Genomic DNA, 17264 nt, shown 5'->3' on the forward strand with positions numbered 1-17264 from the left:
GAGCGCGCTACGGGCATGGCGGCCGCTCCCTGGTCACGCCTACGCTGTGTGCGGTTGCCCCCAGAAACCACTACTGTCGAACAAGCTGTTCACAGCGGCATCCAGCCACCCCAATTCGTGCAGCAGATCGAGCGCCGTGTAGCGGCGCCGAATCAGGCGTGCGCGCCGGTAGTCGGCGGCATGCTTCTGCGGCGCTACGCCGATGGCGGTGGCACTCGCCGGCGCGCCGACAGCCTGCAGCCACTGCCGTACGTCGGCGGCCTGCGGCAACATCCGGCGCAGGCGGGCCGCCAGGGTCGGCCAGCATGCTTGCAGTGTCTTCAGACGCCGCTCAGCCGCTGCCGCATCACTGGCCTTGGCCAGGGTTTCGGTTTCGGCGTTGGCGGCCATGAACGGTATATGAAAAGCTGTGGCGACCTCGTCCCGCAGCGCTTCGGGTGACGGCAATCGCGCCGCCAATGTGGCCGGCGTGATGACGGCCATGTCCTGGCGCAGCAGCCATTCGTATGCTGCCAGCATCGAGAGACAGCCCACGCCGACGCAGGCGCCGTGCGACACGGGTACGCCGTCGACGGCGAGTTCCTCCATCTCCCAGAGATGGGCGAACTGGTGGTCGCTGCCGCTGGCCGGGCGCGAGTTGCCATGTGCCTGCATGGCCAGTCCCGCTGTCAGCAGGCCGCGCACCAGGCCTTCGAGCGCGCCGCGATCGCCACGCCGGATGGCGTCCGGCTGTTTCAGCCACGCCGCGAGATTGTCCTGCACCAGCGCGAAGGGGCCAGCGTTCAGCGCCTCGGCGCCCAACGCGTCGGCCACCACCCAGTCGGCGCCGGCCACCAGCTTTCCCGCGAGGTCGCCATAACCCCACGCCGCCATATCGACCGGGGCCGTCGCGATCACGTCGAGGTCGGCGATGACCGCGGCCGGCGCCGGGCAGGCAAAGGTGCGCTTGAAGCCGCCATCACGCAGGGCGGCGCCTGACGCGGCGTAGCCGTCCATCGATGCCGCCGTCGGCACACAGGCGTATGGTTGCTCGGCCAGTGACGCGGCGTACTTCACCAGGTCGTTGATGACGCCGGCGCCGACCGCGACAGGCGCGGCTGTGCCGCCGCGCAGGCTTTCGGCCAGGGTGCGGGCCGTTTCGACGCGCGGCTGGACCTTCGGGGCTTCCTGTAGGATCAACGGTGATGCCGTCGCCAATCCGGCCCCTGCGAGCCGCGCCGCAACCTGCTCACCGGCGGCAGCCCATGTGTTGGCATCGGCAATGATGACATACGTGTCCGCCGGCAACGCCTGTTGCAGCGCCGATGGCAGGGCGGCCAGCACGCCAGCGCCGACGCGCATCTGCCGTGTGGTCACGGTGCGGCGCAGGGCAACCGGCAACTGATGATCCAGCGTATCCATCGGCGCGACAGCGCCCCCGTCACGAAGCCTTTGTCGCCACCACCCTATCAATCTCGATAACATTTGTATAGAGTGACATACATATGTTTCAGAGTGATGGCAGCGCTCAAGATCAGTCCTTGTCGGCATGGTGGCTGCTGCTGCACGGTGCGCGCGGCGAGCCCGGAGTGGGGTGTGAGGCATGACGGCAGATGACGAGCAGCTGCGCGTGCGCGTGGCGTGGCTCTACTTCATGGAGGGCCTGACTCAGGCTGATATCGCGACGCGCCTGGGCATCACGCGCCTGCGGGCCAATCGCCTGCTGGGCGAGGCGCGCGCCAGCGGGCTGGTCAGCATCCAGGTCAATTCCCGGCTGTCGGACTGCGTCGCGCTGGAACGGCAGCTCGTGGCGGAAACCGCGCTGCGCGACGCCGTGGTCGTGCCGACGCCATCCGATCCTGATCAGGTGCCGGTCGTGCTGGGCCGCGCCGCGGCCGAGTATCTGTCGCGTCATCTCGACGAGAACCGCGTGCGCGGGCTGGGTATCGGCTGGGGCACGACCCTGCGCGAGGCGGTTCGCCACCTGCGCGCCGGCAGTTTTCCCGAACTCAGCGTGAACTCGATGATGGGCGGCCTCACGCACGGGCTGGAACTCAATACCTTCGAGATCGCCAGTAGCCTCGCCAGCCGCATCGCCGCGCAGTGCAACTATTTCGCGGCGCCGATCTATGCCGGCAGCGCCAAGTCGCGCGACACCATCCTGGCCCAGGACGTTTTCCGCGACTCCCTGCAGCGGATCGCCACCAACGATGTCGCACTGCTCAGCGTCGGCGATCTCAGCCGGCGTTCGCTGCTGATCCGCTACGGCCTGCCACGCGACGTCACCGTCGAGTCGCTGCGCACGTCCGGTGCGGTCGGCGACATCATGGGTACATTCCTCGATCCGCGCGGCGCGCCGGTCAAGCATGGGCTGAATCAGCGCGTGATCGCACCGCCCATCGCCATCCTGCGCGATATTTCGACGGTGATCGTCGCCTCGGGCGGCCTGAACAAGGCGGCGGTCCTCGCCGCCGTCCTGCGCGCGCGCCTGTGCTCGGTCCTGGTGTCGGACGAGGCCACCGTCCGCGCAGCCATGGGGCTGCTGCGCGGGCTAGGGTGACGATCGTTCCGGCGGCACCGTGGATCTCCAGGGAGAAAGGAGAAGCGTGCCGGCGATCAGGACGCCATACACGATGATGCCGATTGCGATGGCGACGAACACGCCGGCAATTTCCATGCCCCACACGATGGCGAGCCAGCCGCCGACCGTGGCTACGACCAGGCGCGCGACGCTGGCCAGGAATGGCACGACCATGCGTCCCGCACCCTGGCTCGCGAAGTGCAGCGTCAGCCCGAGCCCGAAGAGACAAAAGAACGGCGCCACGTGGGTGATGTAGGAGACACTGGTGGCGATCACGGGCGGGTCGCTGGTGAACAGGCGCGACCAGGTCTCGGGCAGCAGCGCCACCGTCCAGCCGATGGCACCGATGAAGCCGAAGGCAACGAGCCCGCCGATCCAGGTCGCGCGCATCGCGCGCTTCCAGTCATCGGCGCCGGCGGCCACGCCGACCAGCGTCGTCAATCCCGTGCCGATGCCGAAGGCGAGCGGCGCCAGCATGAATTCCAGGCGCACGCCCACGCCGTAGCCCGCCAACGCCGTGGCGCCGAACTGGCCCACCAGGCCCGTCATCACCATGGCAGCGACGCTGGCAATGAGGGTACCCAGTACGCTGATGATGCCCACGTGGAGAATGTCGGCGAACAGCCGGCGCTGCAGGCGGACGCCGCGTAATGTCGGCATGAATCCAAGCCCACCGCGCCACACGGCCTGCGCCAACAGCAGAGCCGCGGCGATGGAGGTTGCGATCGAGGCGATCGCAAGACCGACCATGCCCCATCCTGGCCAGTCGCCGGTACCGAGCGTCAGCGCGCCAGCCAGTGGCACATACACCAGCGAGGCGATCACCGTGATGCGGGCTGATGCAGCGGCGTTGCCGCTGCCGCGCAGAAGCGCCGCTATGAAGGCGGCCAACCAGACGGCGATGGCGCCGCAGTACCACACGTCACTGAAGGCAAGCGCCTGCGTCAGTGCAGGCCCGCTGCCACCCAGCAGGCGATAGAACGCGGGCGCTGCCGCCCAGGCTAGGATGGTGAAGCCCAGCCCGAAGGCTGCGCCGAGAATCAGCGCATGGAACACCAGCGCGTTGGCATCGTCGTGCCGTCCGGCGCCCAGCGCGCGCGCCAACGCCGCGGCCACGCCACCGCCGATGCCGCCGTTGGCGTTGTTCACCATCAGCGCCATGAAGGGAAAGACCAGCGCCATCCCGGCCAAGGCATCGGTGCCCAGTCGGCCGACGAAGTAGATGTCGGCGACGGCAACGAGCATCTGCAGGACCATGACACCTGTGGTGGGACCTGCCAGGCGCAGCAGGGCCGGCCCGATGGGCGCGGTCAACAAGGGATGGGACACGAGGAACTCCGAAGATACAGCGCACACGCACAGCATCGCTGTGCCTCTTCCTGTCCATGGACAGGCGGTCGAAGCGGGCGGGGAGCCCGGGCGTCGTGCCGACCTTCAGACCGTGTGTTACTGGCGCTCTATCATTGTTCGAAGAGATCCTCGCAGCGGCCGCAATGTGACGAGTCTTGGCGCTCATGGCAAGGCCTGGGAGCGCGGGCGCCTCGCCTGCTCATGTGCTACGCGTCGTTGCGAGCCGGAGGCCCGCGCTCCCAGGAACGTACAAGCCTGCGCACCGGGAAGAAGTCGAGGCCGAAGCGGTCGGCCACGAGGCCCCACAGGCCCTGCGGCGCCTTGAGCATGACGATCACCGCGACACCGCCCAGTACGATCATGTACCAGGTGCCGAAGTCGGCCAGCAGCGCGCGCAGCGCGAAGAACACCAATGTGCCGACGATCGGGCCTTCGATGCGGCCGATGCCGCCGATCACCACGATGAAGATCACGTTGGCCGTCCAGTCGCTGACGCTGAAGGCGGCGTCGGGTGAGATCCGAAGCTTCTGCAGGAAGATCAGGGCGCCGATCATGCCGGTGCCGAGCGCTGCCACGATGTAGACCCACAGCTGCGTGCGGAAACGGTCGACCCCCAGGCTTTCGGCGGCGCCCTCGGCGTCGCGCAGCGCGGTCAGTGCCAGGCCATGGCGCGAGCGCAGCAGCAGGAACACCAGCGCCGTGGCGCAGACGGCGAGCGCAATGCCGGTGAAGTAGATCAGCCTGTCACGACCATCGACGCTGTCGGCGATGGAGCGCACGATCGTGGCCGGCAGGCTCTGTCCCGTGCCGCCGCCCAGTGCCGTGACCTGCGCCAGCACCAGCCGGAAGACCTCGGCTGCCACCCAGGTGCCGATCGCGAAATAGGCACCGCGCAGGCGGAACACCACGAACGCGGTCGGCACGGCAATCAGTGCCGCGATCAGGCCGGCCAGCGGCAGCGCCAAAAGCGGCGGCACATCGGCATGGATGGCGAGCGCAAAGAGCGCGTAACCGCCAATGCCGACATAAGCCTGCTGGCCGATCGAGACCAGGCCTGCATAGCCCGCCATCAGGTTCCACATCTGCGCCAGTGCCAGGAAATAAGCCATCTCGACGATCAGGCGCATGTCGGCGCGGCCGGCCCAGAACGGCACGCTGAGCAAACCGATGATCACGGCGATCGCCAGCAGCACGCCGGTCCTGCTGGTGCGTGTGCCACGGTGGACAGCATGGGTCGTCATGGGCGTCAATCCACCGCGCGTGGGAAGAGGCCGCGTGGCCGCAAAACCAGCACCAGCAGGAAGGCGACATGGCCGGCCAGCAGTTGCCAGGCCGGATCGATCTTGGCGCCCACGCTCTGCGCCACGCCCAGGATGACGCCGCCGGCCAGGGTGCCCCACAGGCTGCCCAGCCCGCCGATAATCACCGCCTCGAACGCGAACAGCAGGCGCGCCGGTCCGACGGCAGGATCGAAATTGGTGCGCACGGCCAGGAACACCGCGGCGATCGATACCACGGCCAGCGCCAGCGCCATGGCCAGCGCGAACAGGTGCCGGTTGTCGACACCGTAGAGACGCGCAGCCTCCGGGTCGTCCGACACGGCGCGAAAGGCGCGGCCCACGCGTGTGCGGTAGAGCAGCACCTGGAGGCCGGCGATCACGGCGACGGCGGTGAGGAAGATCAGCAGCGGGAACCAGCCGACGGCGAGATCCGGACCTAGCCGCAGGCTCGCGATCTCCAAGGCGCCGGCTTGCAGTTTGCGGCTGTCGGCCGAGAAGCCTTCCAACAGCGCGTTCTGGATGATGATCGACAGCCCGAAGGTCACCAGCAGCGGCGGCAGGATGCCACGATCGAGCGTGCTGTTGAGCAGGCCACGTTGCAGGCCATAGCCCACGGCGAACATCACCGGCACCACGATCACCAGGCTCTCGATCGGCCCGATGCCGCTCGCCTGTACGGCAACCAGCGCGACATAGGCCGCCAGCACGATCAGATCGCCGTGCGCGATGTTGACCAGTCGCATGATGCCGAAGATCAGGCTCAGGCCGGCGGCGAACAGGGCATACAGCCCGCCCAGCAGGGTGCCCTGCAGGACCGTGTCGAGCGCGGCGGTCATGGATTGCCCCGTACAGTCATCCCGAGCGGAGCGAGGGATCTTTTGCAGATGACGCACAGTGCGCCATGGCAGCGAGATTCCTCGCTGCGCTCGGAATGACAGTTGCGCACTACCATCTTCTACCTACATCCCGAAGTAAGCCGCGCGGATCTGCTCGCGCGACAGCGCCTTGGGCGTCCCGGTCAGCGTCACCCGGCCTTCCATGAAGCAGTAGACCCGGTCGGCCACCTGCAGTGCCTGGTTGATGTCCTGCTCGACGACCACGATCGCTGTGCCCTCGGCGCGGATCGCGGGCAGGGCGGCGTAGAGCTCGCGGATCACGACCGGCGCCAGGCCGAGCGAGACTTCGTCGCACAGCAGCACGTCGGGATTGGTCATCAGCGCACGGCCGATCGCGGCCATCTGCTGCTGGCCGCCGGACAATGTCGCAGGCGATGCGCGCCGACGCTCGGCCAGGATCGGGAACAGCCGGTAGAGACGTTCCAGCGACCATGGCCCCTTGCGGCCGACATCGGCGCCCATCCGCAGATTTTCCTCGACGCTGAGCGAGGCGAACAAGCGTCGCCCTTCGAGCACCATGGCAATGCCACGTGCCACGATGCGGTTGGCCGGCAGGCCGCCGATGGCCTCGTCGCGATGGCGCACGCGATCGGGTTCGGCACCCAGCAAGCCGCAGATCACGCGCAGGAACGTCGACTTGCCGGCGCCATTGGCGCCGATGATGGCAATGGTCTCGCCGCGATCGATGGCCACATCGATGCCGAACAGCGCCTGGAAGTCGCCGTAGAATGCCGTCAGGCCGCGTGTTTCCAGGAGCGGTGCCATCACGCGGCATCCTCGTCGATGCCCATGTACACCGACTGCACGCGGGGATCGTTCATGACGGCCTGCGGCTCGCCTTCAGCCAAGAGTGCGCCGAAATTGATCACCACCAGACGGCTGACGGCGGCCAGCAGCGCGTGCACGACGTGCTCGATCCAGATCAGTGATACGCCGTTGCCGTGGATGGTGCGGATCGTCTCGACCAGCGCTTGGCATTCGCCTTCGGTGAGGCCGCCGGCGATCTCGTCCAGCAGCAGCACCTTGGGTCCGATCGACAGCGCACGCGCCAGCTCCAACCGCTTGCGTTCCAGCAGGGTGAGCGTACCGGCCAATCGGTTGGCCTTGCCCAGCAGTCCGGTGGTCTCCAGCACGGCGATGCACGACTCGTGGCACTGCCGCTCCGGTTTGCCGCTGCCGAAGGTGGCGCCGACCAGCACGTTCTCGAACACCGTCATGCCGCCGAACGGCTGCGGGATCTGGTACGAGCGGCCGATACCCAGGCGGCAGCGTGCCGGCGGCGTCAGACGCGTGATGTCGCGCTCGTCGAACAGGATGCGTCCGGCACCGGGTGTCAGGCCGCCGGTGATCAGGTTGAACATCGTGCTCTTGCCGGCGCCGTTGGGCCCGATCACACCCAACGCCTCGCCACGCCGCAGGCTGAACGACAGGTCGTCGATCACCTTCAGCGCGCCGAAGGACTTGGAGACGCCCTCAAGTCGAAGGATCGCGGTCATGATTTTCATCCTCCCCAGCTTTGCTGGGGAGGTGCCCCGAAGGGGCGGAGGGGAGGCGTGGTGATCTTGGTAACTGAGACCACGTCGGCTCCCCCTCCGGCCTTCGGCCACCTCCCCCACTACGTGGGGGAGGAAATCACCCGATGGGTTCCATCTTGCCGGCGACCGGGATGTTGGGTGCGGTCTTGTTGTCGGTGATCACCAGGTCGTACTTGAAGGCGCCGCCGCGGCGCCACTGGCCGCCCACCAGCGGCGTCTTGGCGACGTTCTTCACCGGGCCCGAACCCCAGGCGACCGGGCCGACGATGGTGTCGAGCTTGGTCTTGGCGATAGCATCCAGCACGCTGGCGCGCTCGCCGGCGCCCTTGGAGCGCTTCATCACGTCCATCGCCACCTCGAACAGCGCGTGCACGAAGCCGATCGGCTGCGTCCATTGCTTCTTGCTGGCCTGCGTATAGCCGTCGGCAAGCTGCTGGGCGCTGGCACCGGTCAGCGACGACTTGAACGGATGGTGTGGTGTCCACCACACCTCGGTCGAGAGGTTGTGGCCGGCGTTGCCCAGGCCCTCGAGCACGACCGGGAACAGCAGCGCCTTGCCGATCGACACCGCCTTGGGCTTGAAGCCCTGCTGCTGCGCCTGGTTCCAGAACGTCGTGAGGTCGGGCGGAATCACCACGCCGGTGACGACCTCGACGTTGGCCGACTTGAAGGCCGAGATCTGCGCTGAGAAATTGTCGTTCAGGTTCTGGAAGCGGCCGGGATCGGTGAGCTTGTAGCCGAGCTTGCTCAGCACCGGCGGGAAGCCGCGCTCCTTGTCACCCCAGGCATTGCCGTCGCCGTCGTTGGGAAACAGGCCGCCCACAGACTTGTTGGTCGGCACTTGGCCCCACATGTTGGTGAAGACGGCAATCACATCCTCCAGGCCCCAGAAGAAGTGATAGGTGTACTTGAAGCCGGCGTCGGGCTTGCCGCCGCGCGCGAAGAACCAGGGCTGCCACGGCGCCACCGACGACACGCACGGCACTTCGTTGACCTCGCACTGGTCGCACACCGGGTTGGTGGTCTCCGGCGTCGAGGCCACCAGCATCAGGTCGACTTGGTCCTTCAGGATCAGGTCGTTGGCCACCTCGGCGGCGCGGTTGGGGTTGGACTGGCTGTCCTTGACCAGGATCTCGAGTGCCTGGTTGCGGCCGCCGATCGAGAGGCCTGCCTTGGCCGCCTCGCGCACGCCGCCGATCACGAAGTTGTCGGCCTCGGCGAATGGCGCCAGCGGTCCGGTCTGCGGGCTGACGTAGCCGATCTTGATGCGTTTGGTCTGGGCGATGGCTGGTGCGCCGACGGCGCCGGCCGCGATCAGACCAGCGGCGCCCGTGAGCGCCTGCCGGCGCTTGATGCGTGTCTCCCTCATGGCTTCCTCCTCGTTATGTTTTCTTAGACAGACGGCGGCGATCCCACCCAGGCGTTCTGCAGCAACTGGCGGATGGCGGCACGGTCGATGGGACGCGGGTTGGGGTAGGGTGCGCTGCTGGCAATCTCGGCGGCGCGGTCGAGGTCGGATTCCTGCAAACCGAGCGCGCGCAGGGATGTCGGTGCACCAAGGCGCTGCGCGAGATCATGCAAGCCGCGCGCGGCGTCTGCGGCGCCGATCGCGTGCGCGATGCTGGCCATCGCAGCAGGCGCTGCGATGCTGTTGTAGGCCGTGGCGTGCGGCAGCACGATGGTGTGCGTCTCGGCGTGCGGCAGGTTGAACGTGCCGCCCAGCGTGTGGCAGAGCTTGTGGTGCAGCGCCATGCTGACCGCGCCCAGCGAAGCACCGGCGAGCCAGGCGCCATAGAGCGCATCCGTCCGCGCGGCGAGATCGTCCGGCTTGGCAACAATGGCCGGCAGTGCCGCCGCCAGCGCACGAATGCCTTCCGCTGCCCACATCGACACGATGGGGTTGGCGTCGACGGCGTAGAGCGCCTCCACGCAATGGGCGATGGCGTTCATGCCGCTGGTGGCGGACAGCGTCGCCGGCAGGCTCAGGGTCAGCGTCGGGTCGTAGATCACGGCGCGCGGCAGCACGCGCGAATCACGGCCCGTCTTCTTCAGACCGCCTTCGGTGAGACCGTAGATCGGCGTCATCTCCGATCCGGCATAGGTGGTGGGCACCGCGATGATCGGCAGGCCGCTGTCGAGCGCGACGGCCTTGCCCAGCCCTGTGGTCGAACCGCCGCCCACGGCAACGGCGCAATCAGCCTTCAGTCGCTGCGCCTCGGCACGGGCCTCGCGCGCCGCCTCGATCGGCACGTGCATGACGGCCTTGGCGAAAACCCCGGCGCTGCGCGCGCCGAGATGCCGGGCGACATCCTGCGCCACGGTGACCTGTTCCGGTGTCGACAGCACGAGGGCACGCTCGGCACCCAGCCGTGCCACTTCCTCCGGCAGATGCGCGAGCGACCCGGCCCCGAACACCACGCGGCCCGGCAACTGGTCGTATGTGAAGGGGGGGATCATTGTTCACCCCTCCCCGCTCGCGGGGAGAGGGGTATGACGTGTGGCGCGCTTCCCGTTCATCGCGGGTACCATGGCGGCAGTCGGGCATCGACGTTCACCCACACGGACTTGGCGTCGGTGTAGTCGTGCATGGCCTCGAAGCCCATCTCGCGGCCGTAGCCCGAGGCCTTGACGCCACCGAAGGGCGAGCCAGGGTTCACGCGCTTGTAGGAATTGATCCACACCATGCCGGCCTGCATCGCGGCGGCAACGCGATGGGCACGCTGCAGGTTGGTCGTCCACAGGCCGCCGCCCAGGCCGTAGTCCGTGGCGTTGGCGATGCGGATCACGTCGTCCTCGTCCTTGAAACGCGTGACGCTGACGAACGGGCCGAACACTTCTTCCATGCAGACGCGGTCCTGCGGCTGTGCCGTCACGACAGTGGGCTTCACGTAGTAGCCCTTGCTCAGCGCGGTATCGGCGGGCGGCTCGCCGCCGGTCAGGATCTCGCTGCCGGCCTGGTGCGCGATCTTGCAATAGGCCAGCACGCGGTCGCGATGGCCGGCCGAGGTCAGCGGTCCCATCTCGGTCACCGGGTCGAGCGGGTCGCCGACCCGGATCGAGCTGGCGAGCTTCACGAAGCCGTCCAGGAACTGATCGGCGATCTTGTCCTGCAACAGCAGGCGGGAGCCCGCGATGCAGGCCTGGCCCTGGTTGTGGAAGATCGCAAACGCCGAGCCGTTGATCGCGGCCTTCAGGTCGGCGTCGTCGAACACGATGTTGGCGCCCTTGCCGCCCAGCTCCAGCTGCACGCGCTTGAGGTTGCCGGCCGAGGCCTCGACGATCTTGCGACCGGTCACGGTCGAGCCGGTGAAGGCGATCTTGGCCACGCCGGGATGTTCGGCCAGCCGCTGGCCGGCGGTAGCGCCGTAGCCGGGCACGATATTCACCACGCCTTCGGGGAAGCCGACCTCGGCCATCAGCTCGGCGATGCGCAGGGTCGACAGCGGCGTCAGCTCGGCGGGCTTCAGCACCACGGTGTTTCCCGCCGCCAGCGCCGGACCCATCTTCCAGCTGGTGAACATCAGCGGGAAGTTCCACGGCACGATCTGGCCCACGACCCCCAGCGGTTCGCGCTGTACGTAATTCAGGAACCCGGCCTCGACCGGCACGACGGAACCCTGCACCTTGTCGGCGATGCCGCCAAAATAGCGGAAGGTCACCGCCGTGCGCGGTACGTCGAGCACGCGTGCGTCCTTCAGCGGGTGACCGGTGTCGATCGCCTCCAGTCGCGCGAGCGCATCGGCGTTTTCCTCGATCTTGTCGGCAAGCTTCAGCAGCAGTCGGCCGCGCTCGGCTGCCGGCATGTCGCGCCAGGCCGGGAAGGCCTTGCGCGCGGCCTCGACCGCGCGATCGACGTCGGCCGCTTTCGCTTCCGCCACGTCAGCGATCACCGACCCGTCGTGCGGGTTCAGCGTGGCGAACGTGGCGCCATCCTGCGCCGGCACGAAGTCGCCGCCGATGAAGAGCTTGGTCTGGTAGCTCATCGCGTTTCTCACTCTTGATCGCCTCTCCCGCGGGCGGGAGAGGCGCGAACGCCTCAGAACTTCACCGGCGTGACCGGTGCCTTGCCGCTGGCGATGAGCTCAGGGATCTTCCCGGAGTTGTTCTCCCATACCAGCAGCATCGAGCGCTTGGCCGAGTAACCCTGGTGGCGGATGTCGGCCGGCATGGCCGCGATGTCGCCGGCGCGCATGGTGACGTTGGCGCGCAGCGCGCCGGTCTCCTTGTCCTTCACCACCCAGGTGATCTCGTCGGACATCTGCAGGAACCACTCGACGCGGTCGTTGCCGTGCTCGACCGGCAGGATGAATTCCTCCGACGTCGGGCAGTACAGGCTGTCGCGCACCACCGAGCAGACGCTGGGGTTCCAGGTCACGTCGGAGCGTGAGAGATAGCCGAACAGGTTGAAGGCGCGCACCTCGTCTTCGAAACCCTTCTCGGCGTGGATCTCGGGCTGGTCCTGCGGCACGTCGGCGAAGTGACGATTGACCGGGTAGCCGTTCTGGTCGGTACGGATCGGCGTGTCGCCGGCACAGCCCACCATGCGCTGGGCTGTCACGCGCTGGCGGGAGATGGCATCGACGTTGCTGCCGTTCTTGCGGCCGTAGGGATTGGCCGTCTCTTCCGGTGCTGCGAACGGGTCGTAACCCTTGTTGGTCCAGTCGTCGAGAATGGCCTTGAAGGTGGCCATCAGCTCGTCCGACTTGTAGGTCTCGACATAGTCGAGGCCGCCGTTGCGGTAGGCATCGTTGAAGCGGCCGGCGAACATGTCGACCGTGCCGTAGTGGTTCAGCGTGCCGAACACATGGTCGAAATTGACCGTGCCGTAGAAGAAGTTCCAGGCGACGTCGCGCTGCAGGGCGCGTAAGAAGACATCGGCCGGCATCAGGTGGCTGCCCTTGGGCCACTTCACCTTCACGAAGTACTCGTCGCGGCTGAACTCGAACTTGCCCTGCTTGAAGCTGCGGTAGCCGTAGTAGTTGTCCGGCTCTGAGGCCTGGACGGCGATGGCGCTCGACATCGTGGAACTCCTCAGATGGACTTGGTTTCGCAGATCTCAGCCCAGCGCTCGACGGTGAGCGGGCCTTGCACGGTCTGGATGGTGATCACGCCGGGCTTGTCGGCATGGAACTGGTAGGCAGTGCCCTTGGGCAGCAGCGCCATGTGGCCGCGCCGGCACACGATGCGGCCCATCCTGGCGCCTTCAGGCTCGCCTTTCACCAGCACGGCGCCGTCGCTGCCATCAGGCGCCGACTGACCGGCGCCAATCTTCTGCAGGCGCACCTCGACAGTACCGTCCATCACCAGCGCGAACTCGTCGTGATCGCAGGTGAACCAGGGTGACGTGCCGTCGGCACGCACGCACTCGATCACGTATTCGAAGTTCTTCCCGACGGCGATGCGGTCGTATGGTCCGGCCTTCGATGCCACCTCGAAGACGTTCGAGAACACGTAGTTCTTCGGATCATCATTGATGATCTGAATGCCACCCTTCTGGTAGTCCGCCAGTGAACCGAAGACGGTCTTCACATCGGGCATGATTGCCTCCCTGGCTCTATTGATCTGGCGCCACGCTAGCCGGGCAAGGGTCTCGCGGCCTGCACGAAACCCGGACGGCTCTGCACGAAATCGCGAAAAAGTCGCGGCGGCGGCGCTAGCTGCTGGCGCGCCGGTACTGGCCGGGCGTGACACCGGTGAAGCGGCGGAACATCCGGCTGAGATGTTCCTGGTGCGCAAATCCACAGCGTACCGCGACCTCGGCGAGGCTGGCGGCGGCGTCCTCGGCCAGAAGCCGCTTGGCCCGTTCGACGCGGCGGTTGAGGACATACTGATAGGGCGACACGCCAGCAGTGGCTTTGAAGGTCCGCAGGAAATAGTCCGGGCTGACGCCACAGAGGGCGGCCAGAGCGTCCAGTCTGATATCGGCTTCGATATGGGTTTCAATGAAGTCGAGCACCCGGCGCAACTGCCGGTTCGTCAGTTGGTAGCTTCGACGTGACGGTCCGGTCGAGGGCGTGCGGAAATTCAAATCGATGAAGCGGCCGGCCAGCGCCTTGGCGATCGGATCGACGGCCAGTGACGGCGCTGCCTCGGCAAGGATCGTGCCTACTGCCCCGGCCAGATGCTCGAGGACGGGATCGCGCTCGCCGAAAAGGGGCGCCAGGCCTGCGAGCGATGTCGCGGGTCCGCCATCGCCGAACAGCTCCGAGCGGAGATAGATATGCGTGGTATCGAGCAGGCCGCGCAGATGGATACGGCACTCCTGGCCGGCGGGCAGGAAGAAGACGCCGCCTTTGGGAATATGCCGGGATATCGATTGGCGGCCGGTGTTGTAGACGAGGTCGACGGGCCCGCCGCGGTGCAGCACCATCAGGCTGTCGGATAGCGCGGGAAAGTTTGCTTCGTACGGCTGCTCGCGCTGGGTCGACGCATACGCGGACGTCCACCCCAGTCCCTCGCTTGATGCGCTGACCTGGGCGCCGACCTGCTGCAGAACGCCATGCGTTTGGCTGGTTCCGAAAATCGACGGTGCGGGCATCGTGTCTGTCCGTGGTGAGACAAACGTTGACCGCTCAGTGAACCCCAAAGCCCGGCCCAATTCAACCTGGGAGCGTGGGCCGGAGGCCCGCGCCCTGGGCCTATTGCAGGAACCGCTGCACGGCTTCCACCGCCTCGGGTTTCTCGTCGAGGACGAGGTGGCCGGCCTGGGGGAACGTCTTGACCGTCGCCCCCGGGATCAGCCTGGCCCAGTGCGGGGCCTGGGCGGCCGGTATGATGCGATCCTGCTCGCCATAGACCAGCAGGGTGGGCACGGTGACCCGGTGCAGCCAGCGCGGCAGCTTGGGGTCGTGCAGCCGCTCCCAGGCCACGCGCGCCACCGTGGTGCTTTCGCGGTAACGGTCGACGGTGAAGTCGACGTCGAAGCCGGTCGGCAGGTGCGGCTTGATGACGTCGAAGTTGTGGACCAGCATTTCCGGCACCTGCTCGCCGGGGATGCGGAAGAGATCGACGGTCGGCGCTTCCTTGATGCGCAGGCCGGCCGGCGCCACCAGCACCAGCTTGTTGATGCGCCTTGTGTGCTGGGTGGCGAAGCTCGCCGCCAGCCAGCCGCCCAGCGAGAAGCCGACCAGGTTCACCCGGTCCAGGCTGAGCCGGTCCAGCAGCTCGACATAGTGCATGACGTAGTCCTGCATCGACGACAGGTCGGGATCGTCGCCCGATTCGCCGAAGCCGGGATGATAGGGCAGCAGGACGCGGAAGTTCCGGGTCCACGGCTTGGCGAATTCGAAGCCGTGAAACGTGCCGCCGCCATGGAGGAACAGCAGCGGCTCGCCGCTGCCGGCCGTCAGGTAGACGGTCTTGACGCCGGCGATGGTGATTTCTTCGCGCTTGAAGCTGGTCATGGCGTGCCCCCTTACTCGGCCGCCTGCGACAGCGCCTGGCCCATATCCGGCGCCTTGCTGCGCAGCCGGGGGATCACCTCTTCGGCAAACAGCGTCATGTTCTTCACCGTCATCCAGTGCGGCATGGTGCCCAGGTGCAGAAAGCAATTGATGCGGCTGGACTGCGCTTCCTCGGACCAGGTGGCGATGGATTCGGCGACCATGTCGGGCGTGCCGCACACGACGAAGAACTGCTGGGTCAGCGCCTCCCATGTCAGCTCGCCATGCAGGTTGGGGCCGGAGATGCGCTTGCGGAACTCGGCCGGCGTCACGTAGCCCGGTGGCACGAGATAGCGCGGCGTGGTGCGCAACGCGTCCTTGAAGAAGAAGAACAGGTGTTCCATCCACTCCTGCTCGGCCTTCTCCTTGGTTTCCGCGACATAGCACATGACACCGATGATGGCCTTGTCGCGCGTGAAGGCGTGGCCGTATTTAGGCGACCGCTCGCGCAGTTCGGCAAAGGCCTGCATCTGGCGCGAGATCGGCACGAAGACCGACGAGTAGCCCATGCCCAGCTCGGCCGCGAGTTGGACCGTTTCCGGGCTGCCGGTGCCGACCAGGTACATCTTGGGATGCGGCTTCTGGTAGGGCTTGGGCCAGACGTTGAGATAGCGGTAGGTGTAGAAATCGCCCTCGTAGGCCATCGGCCCGTCTTCGCGCCACGCCTTCAGCAGGATGTCGATCGACTCACGGAAGCGGGCGCGCGCGGTGGCCGGATTGATCGGATTCACCCAGTATTCCATGCCGGTGCCCAACGGCAGCGCCACCTCCAGCCGTCCGCCCGACATCACGTCCAGCATGCCGTACTCCTCGGCGACGCGATGCGGATACTCGAGGTTCAGCGGCGTGCCGAAGACACAGATCTTGGATCGCGTCGTCTGCGGGATCAGTGCGGCGGCGATCAGGCTCGGCGCCGGCATCATGCTGTAGCTGGTCGAGTGGTGCTCGTTGACGACCAGTCCGTCGAAGCCCAGCTTGTCGGCCAGCACCATCTCGCGCAGATAGCGCGTGTAGAGCTGGTTGCCCTTGACCGGATCGTAGATCGTGTTGGGGAAATCCACCCAGACCGACTCGTACTTCTTATGATCCTCCGGCAAGTGGATGTACGGCATGAAATGGAACATATTGAACTGCAGGTCGTCCGGCCTCGGCATCGCGTTCTCCATCCCGGCGCCGCCTTGGTGCGGCAATCGTCGGCTTGCCCGGCCGACCAGACTTTTTGTGCGCATTGCGAACGTTTGTACGCTTTCATTCACTATGCTCTGCGGTGCAAGATTGAGTCAACAACAGCCATGCGGCGGTGAGGAGAGAGCCGATGTCAGTCGTCCTTGAACTCGAACGGCCGCGCACGACGCCGATCAAACGCCGTTCCGGCGCGCGCCGTCAGGACAGCGGACGCTACTTCGTGCAGGCGTTGGCGCGTGGCCTGGCGGCGATCGAGGTATTCCACGATGCGCGCGCGCTGACCTTGAGCGACGTTGCCAAGCGTGCCGGCATCACGCGCGCCACGGCGCGGCGCCTTCTGCTGACTCTGTGCGATCTGGGTTACGCGGCAACCGATGGCAAGCTCTTCACCTTGCGGCCGCGCGCGCTGCGGCTCGGCTACGCCTACCTGTCGTCGATGGGATGGTCTGAGGTGGCGCTGACGCATCTGCGGGAGCTGGCCGAGATCCACGGCGAGACCTGTTCGATCTCGGTGCTCGACGGCCATGACATTGCCTATGCCGTGCGCGTGCCGGCCACCCGGCATGGCGTCATGCTGGTGCCGGCCGGTGGCCGCTTGCCGGCGTACTGCACGTCGCCGGGCCGCATCCTGCTGGGCGGCCTGCCGTCCGACGAACTCGATGCCTATTTCGCGACGGCGCAGATGCGGCCGCTGACCAAGCACACCGTGTGTACGCCAGCCGGCGTGCGCAAGATCATCGAGCAGGCGCGGCGCGACGGTTATGCCTTCACGGACGAAGAGCTCGACTACGGCGTGAACTGCATCGCGGTGCCAATCCGCGACACCTCGGGTGCGACAGTGGCATCGCTCAATCTCAGTGCGCCCAGCAGCCGGCTGCGCCGGCGCGAGGCGGTGGGCAAGATGCTGCCCGACCTGCGCGAAGCGGCCCGCAACATCGAGATGGCAATCCGCAACTTGCCCGGCCGGCCGATGGCGCGGTGAGCTGACGCTCGATCGTTGGGCGTCAAACCTTCAT

16 protein-coding genes are annotated in these 17264 nt (G+C 66.8%); 2 read left to right on the forward strand and 14 right to left on the reverse strand.

The features are described 5' to 3' along the window. Window positions 1-39: 39 nt before the first annotated feature. Window positions 40-1401, reverse strand: a complete 1362-nt coding sequence (locus tag FQU96_RS02670) for a sn-glycerol-1-phosphate dehydrogenase (RefSeq protein ID WP_146539282.1) — start codon at window positions 1399-1401, stop codon at window positions 40-42. Between the two features lie 181 nt (window positions 1402-1582). Between FQU96_RS02670 and FQU96_RS02675 the strand changes: the two genes are divergently transcribed. Next, complete coding sequence (locus FQU96_RS02675; protein WP_146539283.1) at window positions 1583-2539, forward strand: sugar-binding transcriptional regulator; 957 nt, start codon at window positions 1583-1585, stop codon at window positions 2537-2539. Here FQU96_RS02675 and FQU96_RS02680 read toward each other — a convergent pair. The 13 genes from FQU96_RS02680 to FQU96_RS02740 form a co-directional block, all read right to left on the reverse strand. Continuing rightward, window positions 2531-3889 (reverse strand): MATE family efflux transporter, encoded by a 1359-nt coding sequence (locus FQU96_RS02680; RefSeq protein ID WP_178130269.1) that lies wholly within the window; start codon window positions 3887-3889, stop codon window positions 2531-2533. The genes FQU96_RS02675 and FQU96_RS02680 overlap by 9 nt on opposite strands. 227 nt (window positions 3890-4116) lie before the next feature. Continuing rightward, on the reverse strand, window positions 4117-5151 hold the full coding sequence (locus FQU96_RS02685) for a branched-chain amino acid ABC transporter permease (protein ID WP_146539285.1): 1035 nt from the start codon (window positions 5149-5151) through the stop codon (window positions 4117-4119). A 5-nt stretch (window positions 5152-5156) separates the two neighbouring features. After that, entirely contained in the window at window positions 5157-6026 is an 870-nt protein-coding gene (locus tag FQU96_RS02690) for a branched-chain amino acid ABC transporter permease (protein ID WP_146539286.1), read from the reverse strand. A gap of 123 nt (window positions 6027-6149) precedes the next feature. Then, window positions 6150-6851, reverse strand: coding sequence for an ABC transporter ATP-binding protein (locus FQU96_RS02695; RefSeq protein ID WP_146539287.1), 702 nt, complete (start codon window positions 6849-6851; stop codon window positions 6150-6152). Then, entirely contained in the window at window positions 6851-7582 is a 732-nt protein-coding gene (locus FQU96_RS02700; protein WP_146539288.1) for an ABC transporter ATP-binding protein, read from the reverse strand. Before FQU96_RS02700 ends, FQU96_RS02695 begins: the two co-directional genes overlap by 1 nt. A 136-nt stretch (window positions 7583-7718) precedes the next feature. Then, on the reverse strand, window positions 7719-8990 hold the full coding sequence (locus tag FQU96_RS02705; RefSeq protein WP_146539289.1) for an ABC transporter substrate-binding protein: 1272 nt from the start codon (window positions 8988-8990) through the stop codon (window positions 7719-7721). 23 nt (window positions 8991-9013) lie between these two features. Next, window positions 9014-10078: a maleylacetate reductase gene (locus tag FQU96_RS02710; protein ID WP_146539290.1), complete on the reverse strand. Its 1065-nt coding sequence runs from the start codon at window positions 10076-10078 to the stop codon at window positions 9014-9016. Between the two features lie 56 nt (window positions 10079-10134). Then, window positions 10135-11604, reverse strand: coding sequence for an aldehyde dehydrogenase family protein (locus FQU96_RS02715; RefSeq protein WP_146539291.1), 1470 nt, complete (start codon window positions 11602-11604; stop codon window positions 10135-10137). Window positions 11605-11657: 53 nt separating this feature from the next. After that, a complete protein-coding gene (locus FQU96_RS02720) occupies window positions 11658-12641 on the reverse strand; it encodes a hydroxyquinol 1,2-dioxygenase (protein WP_146539292.1) in 984 nt (327 codons plus the stop codon). Between the two features lie 11 nt (window positions 12642-12652). Next, a complete protein-coding gene (locus FQU96_RS02725) occupies window positions 12653-13159 on the reverse strand; it encodes a hydroxyquinol 1,2-dioxygenase (RefSeq protein WP_146539293.1) in 507 nt (168 codons plus the stop codon). 115 nt (window positions 13160-13274) lie between these two features. Next, window positions 13275-14159, reverse strand: coding sequence for an AraC family transcriptional regulator (locus tag FQU96_RS02730; RefSeq protein WP_146539294.1), 885 nt, complete (start codon window positions 14157-14159; stop codon window positions 13275-13277). 100 nt (window positions 14160-14259) lie between these two features. Then, the gene (locus FQU96_RS02735) at window positions 14260-15024 is read right to left on the reverse strand and encodes an alpha/beta fold hydrolase (protein ID WP_178130270.1); all 765 of its coding nucleotides are present in this window, start codon (window positions 15022-15024) and stop codon (window positions 14260-14262) included. A gap of 11 nt (window positions 15025-15035) precedes the next feature. Next, window positions 15036-16217, reverse strand: coding sequence for an LLM class flavin-dependent oxidoreductase (locus FQU96_RS02740; RefSeq protein WP_178130271.1), 1182 nt, complete (start codon window positions 16215-16217; stop codon window positions 15036-15038). A 161-nt stretch (window positions 16218-16378) separates the two neighbouring features. On the opposite strand from FQU96_RS02740, the gene FQU96_RS02745 reads away from it, so the two are divergent. Next, window positions 16379-17230 (forward strand): IclR family transcriptional regulator C-terminal domain-containing protein, encoded by an 852-nt coding sequence (locus FQU96_RS02745; RefSeq protein WP_146539297.1) that lies wholly within the window; start codon window positions 16379-16381, stop codon window positions 17228-17230. Window positions 17231-17264 lie beyond the last annotated feature (34 nt).

The organism is Reyranella sp. CPCC 100927 (assembly GCF_007859315.1).
In the GTDB taxonomy this organism is placed as follows: domain Bacteria; phylum Pseudomonadota; class Alphaproteobacteria; order Reyranellales; family Reyranellaceae; genus Vineibacter.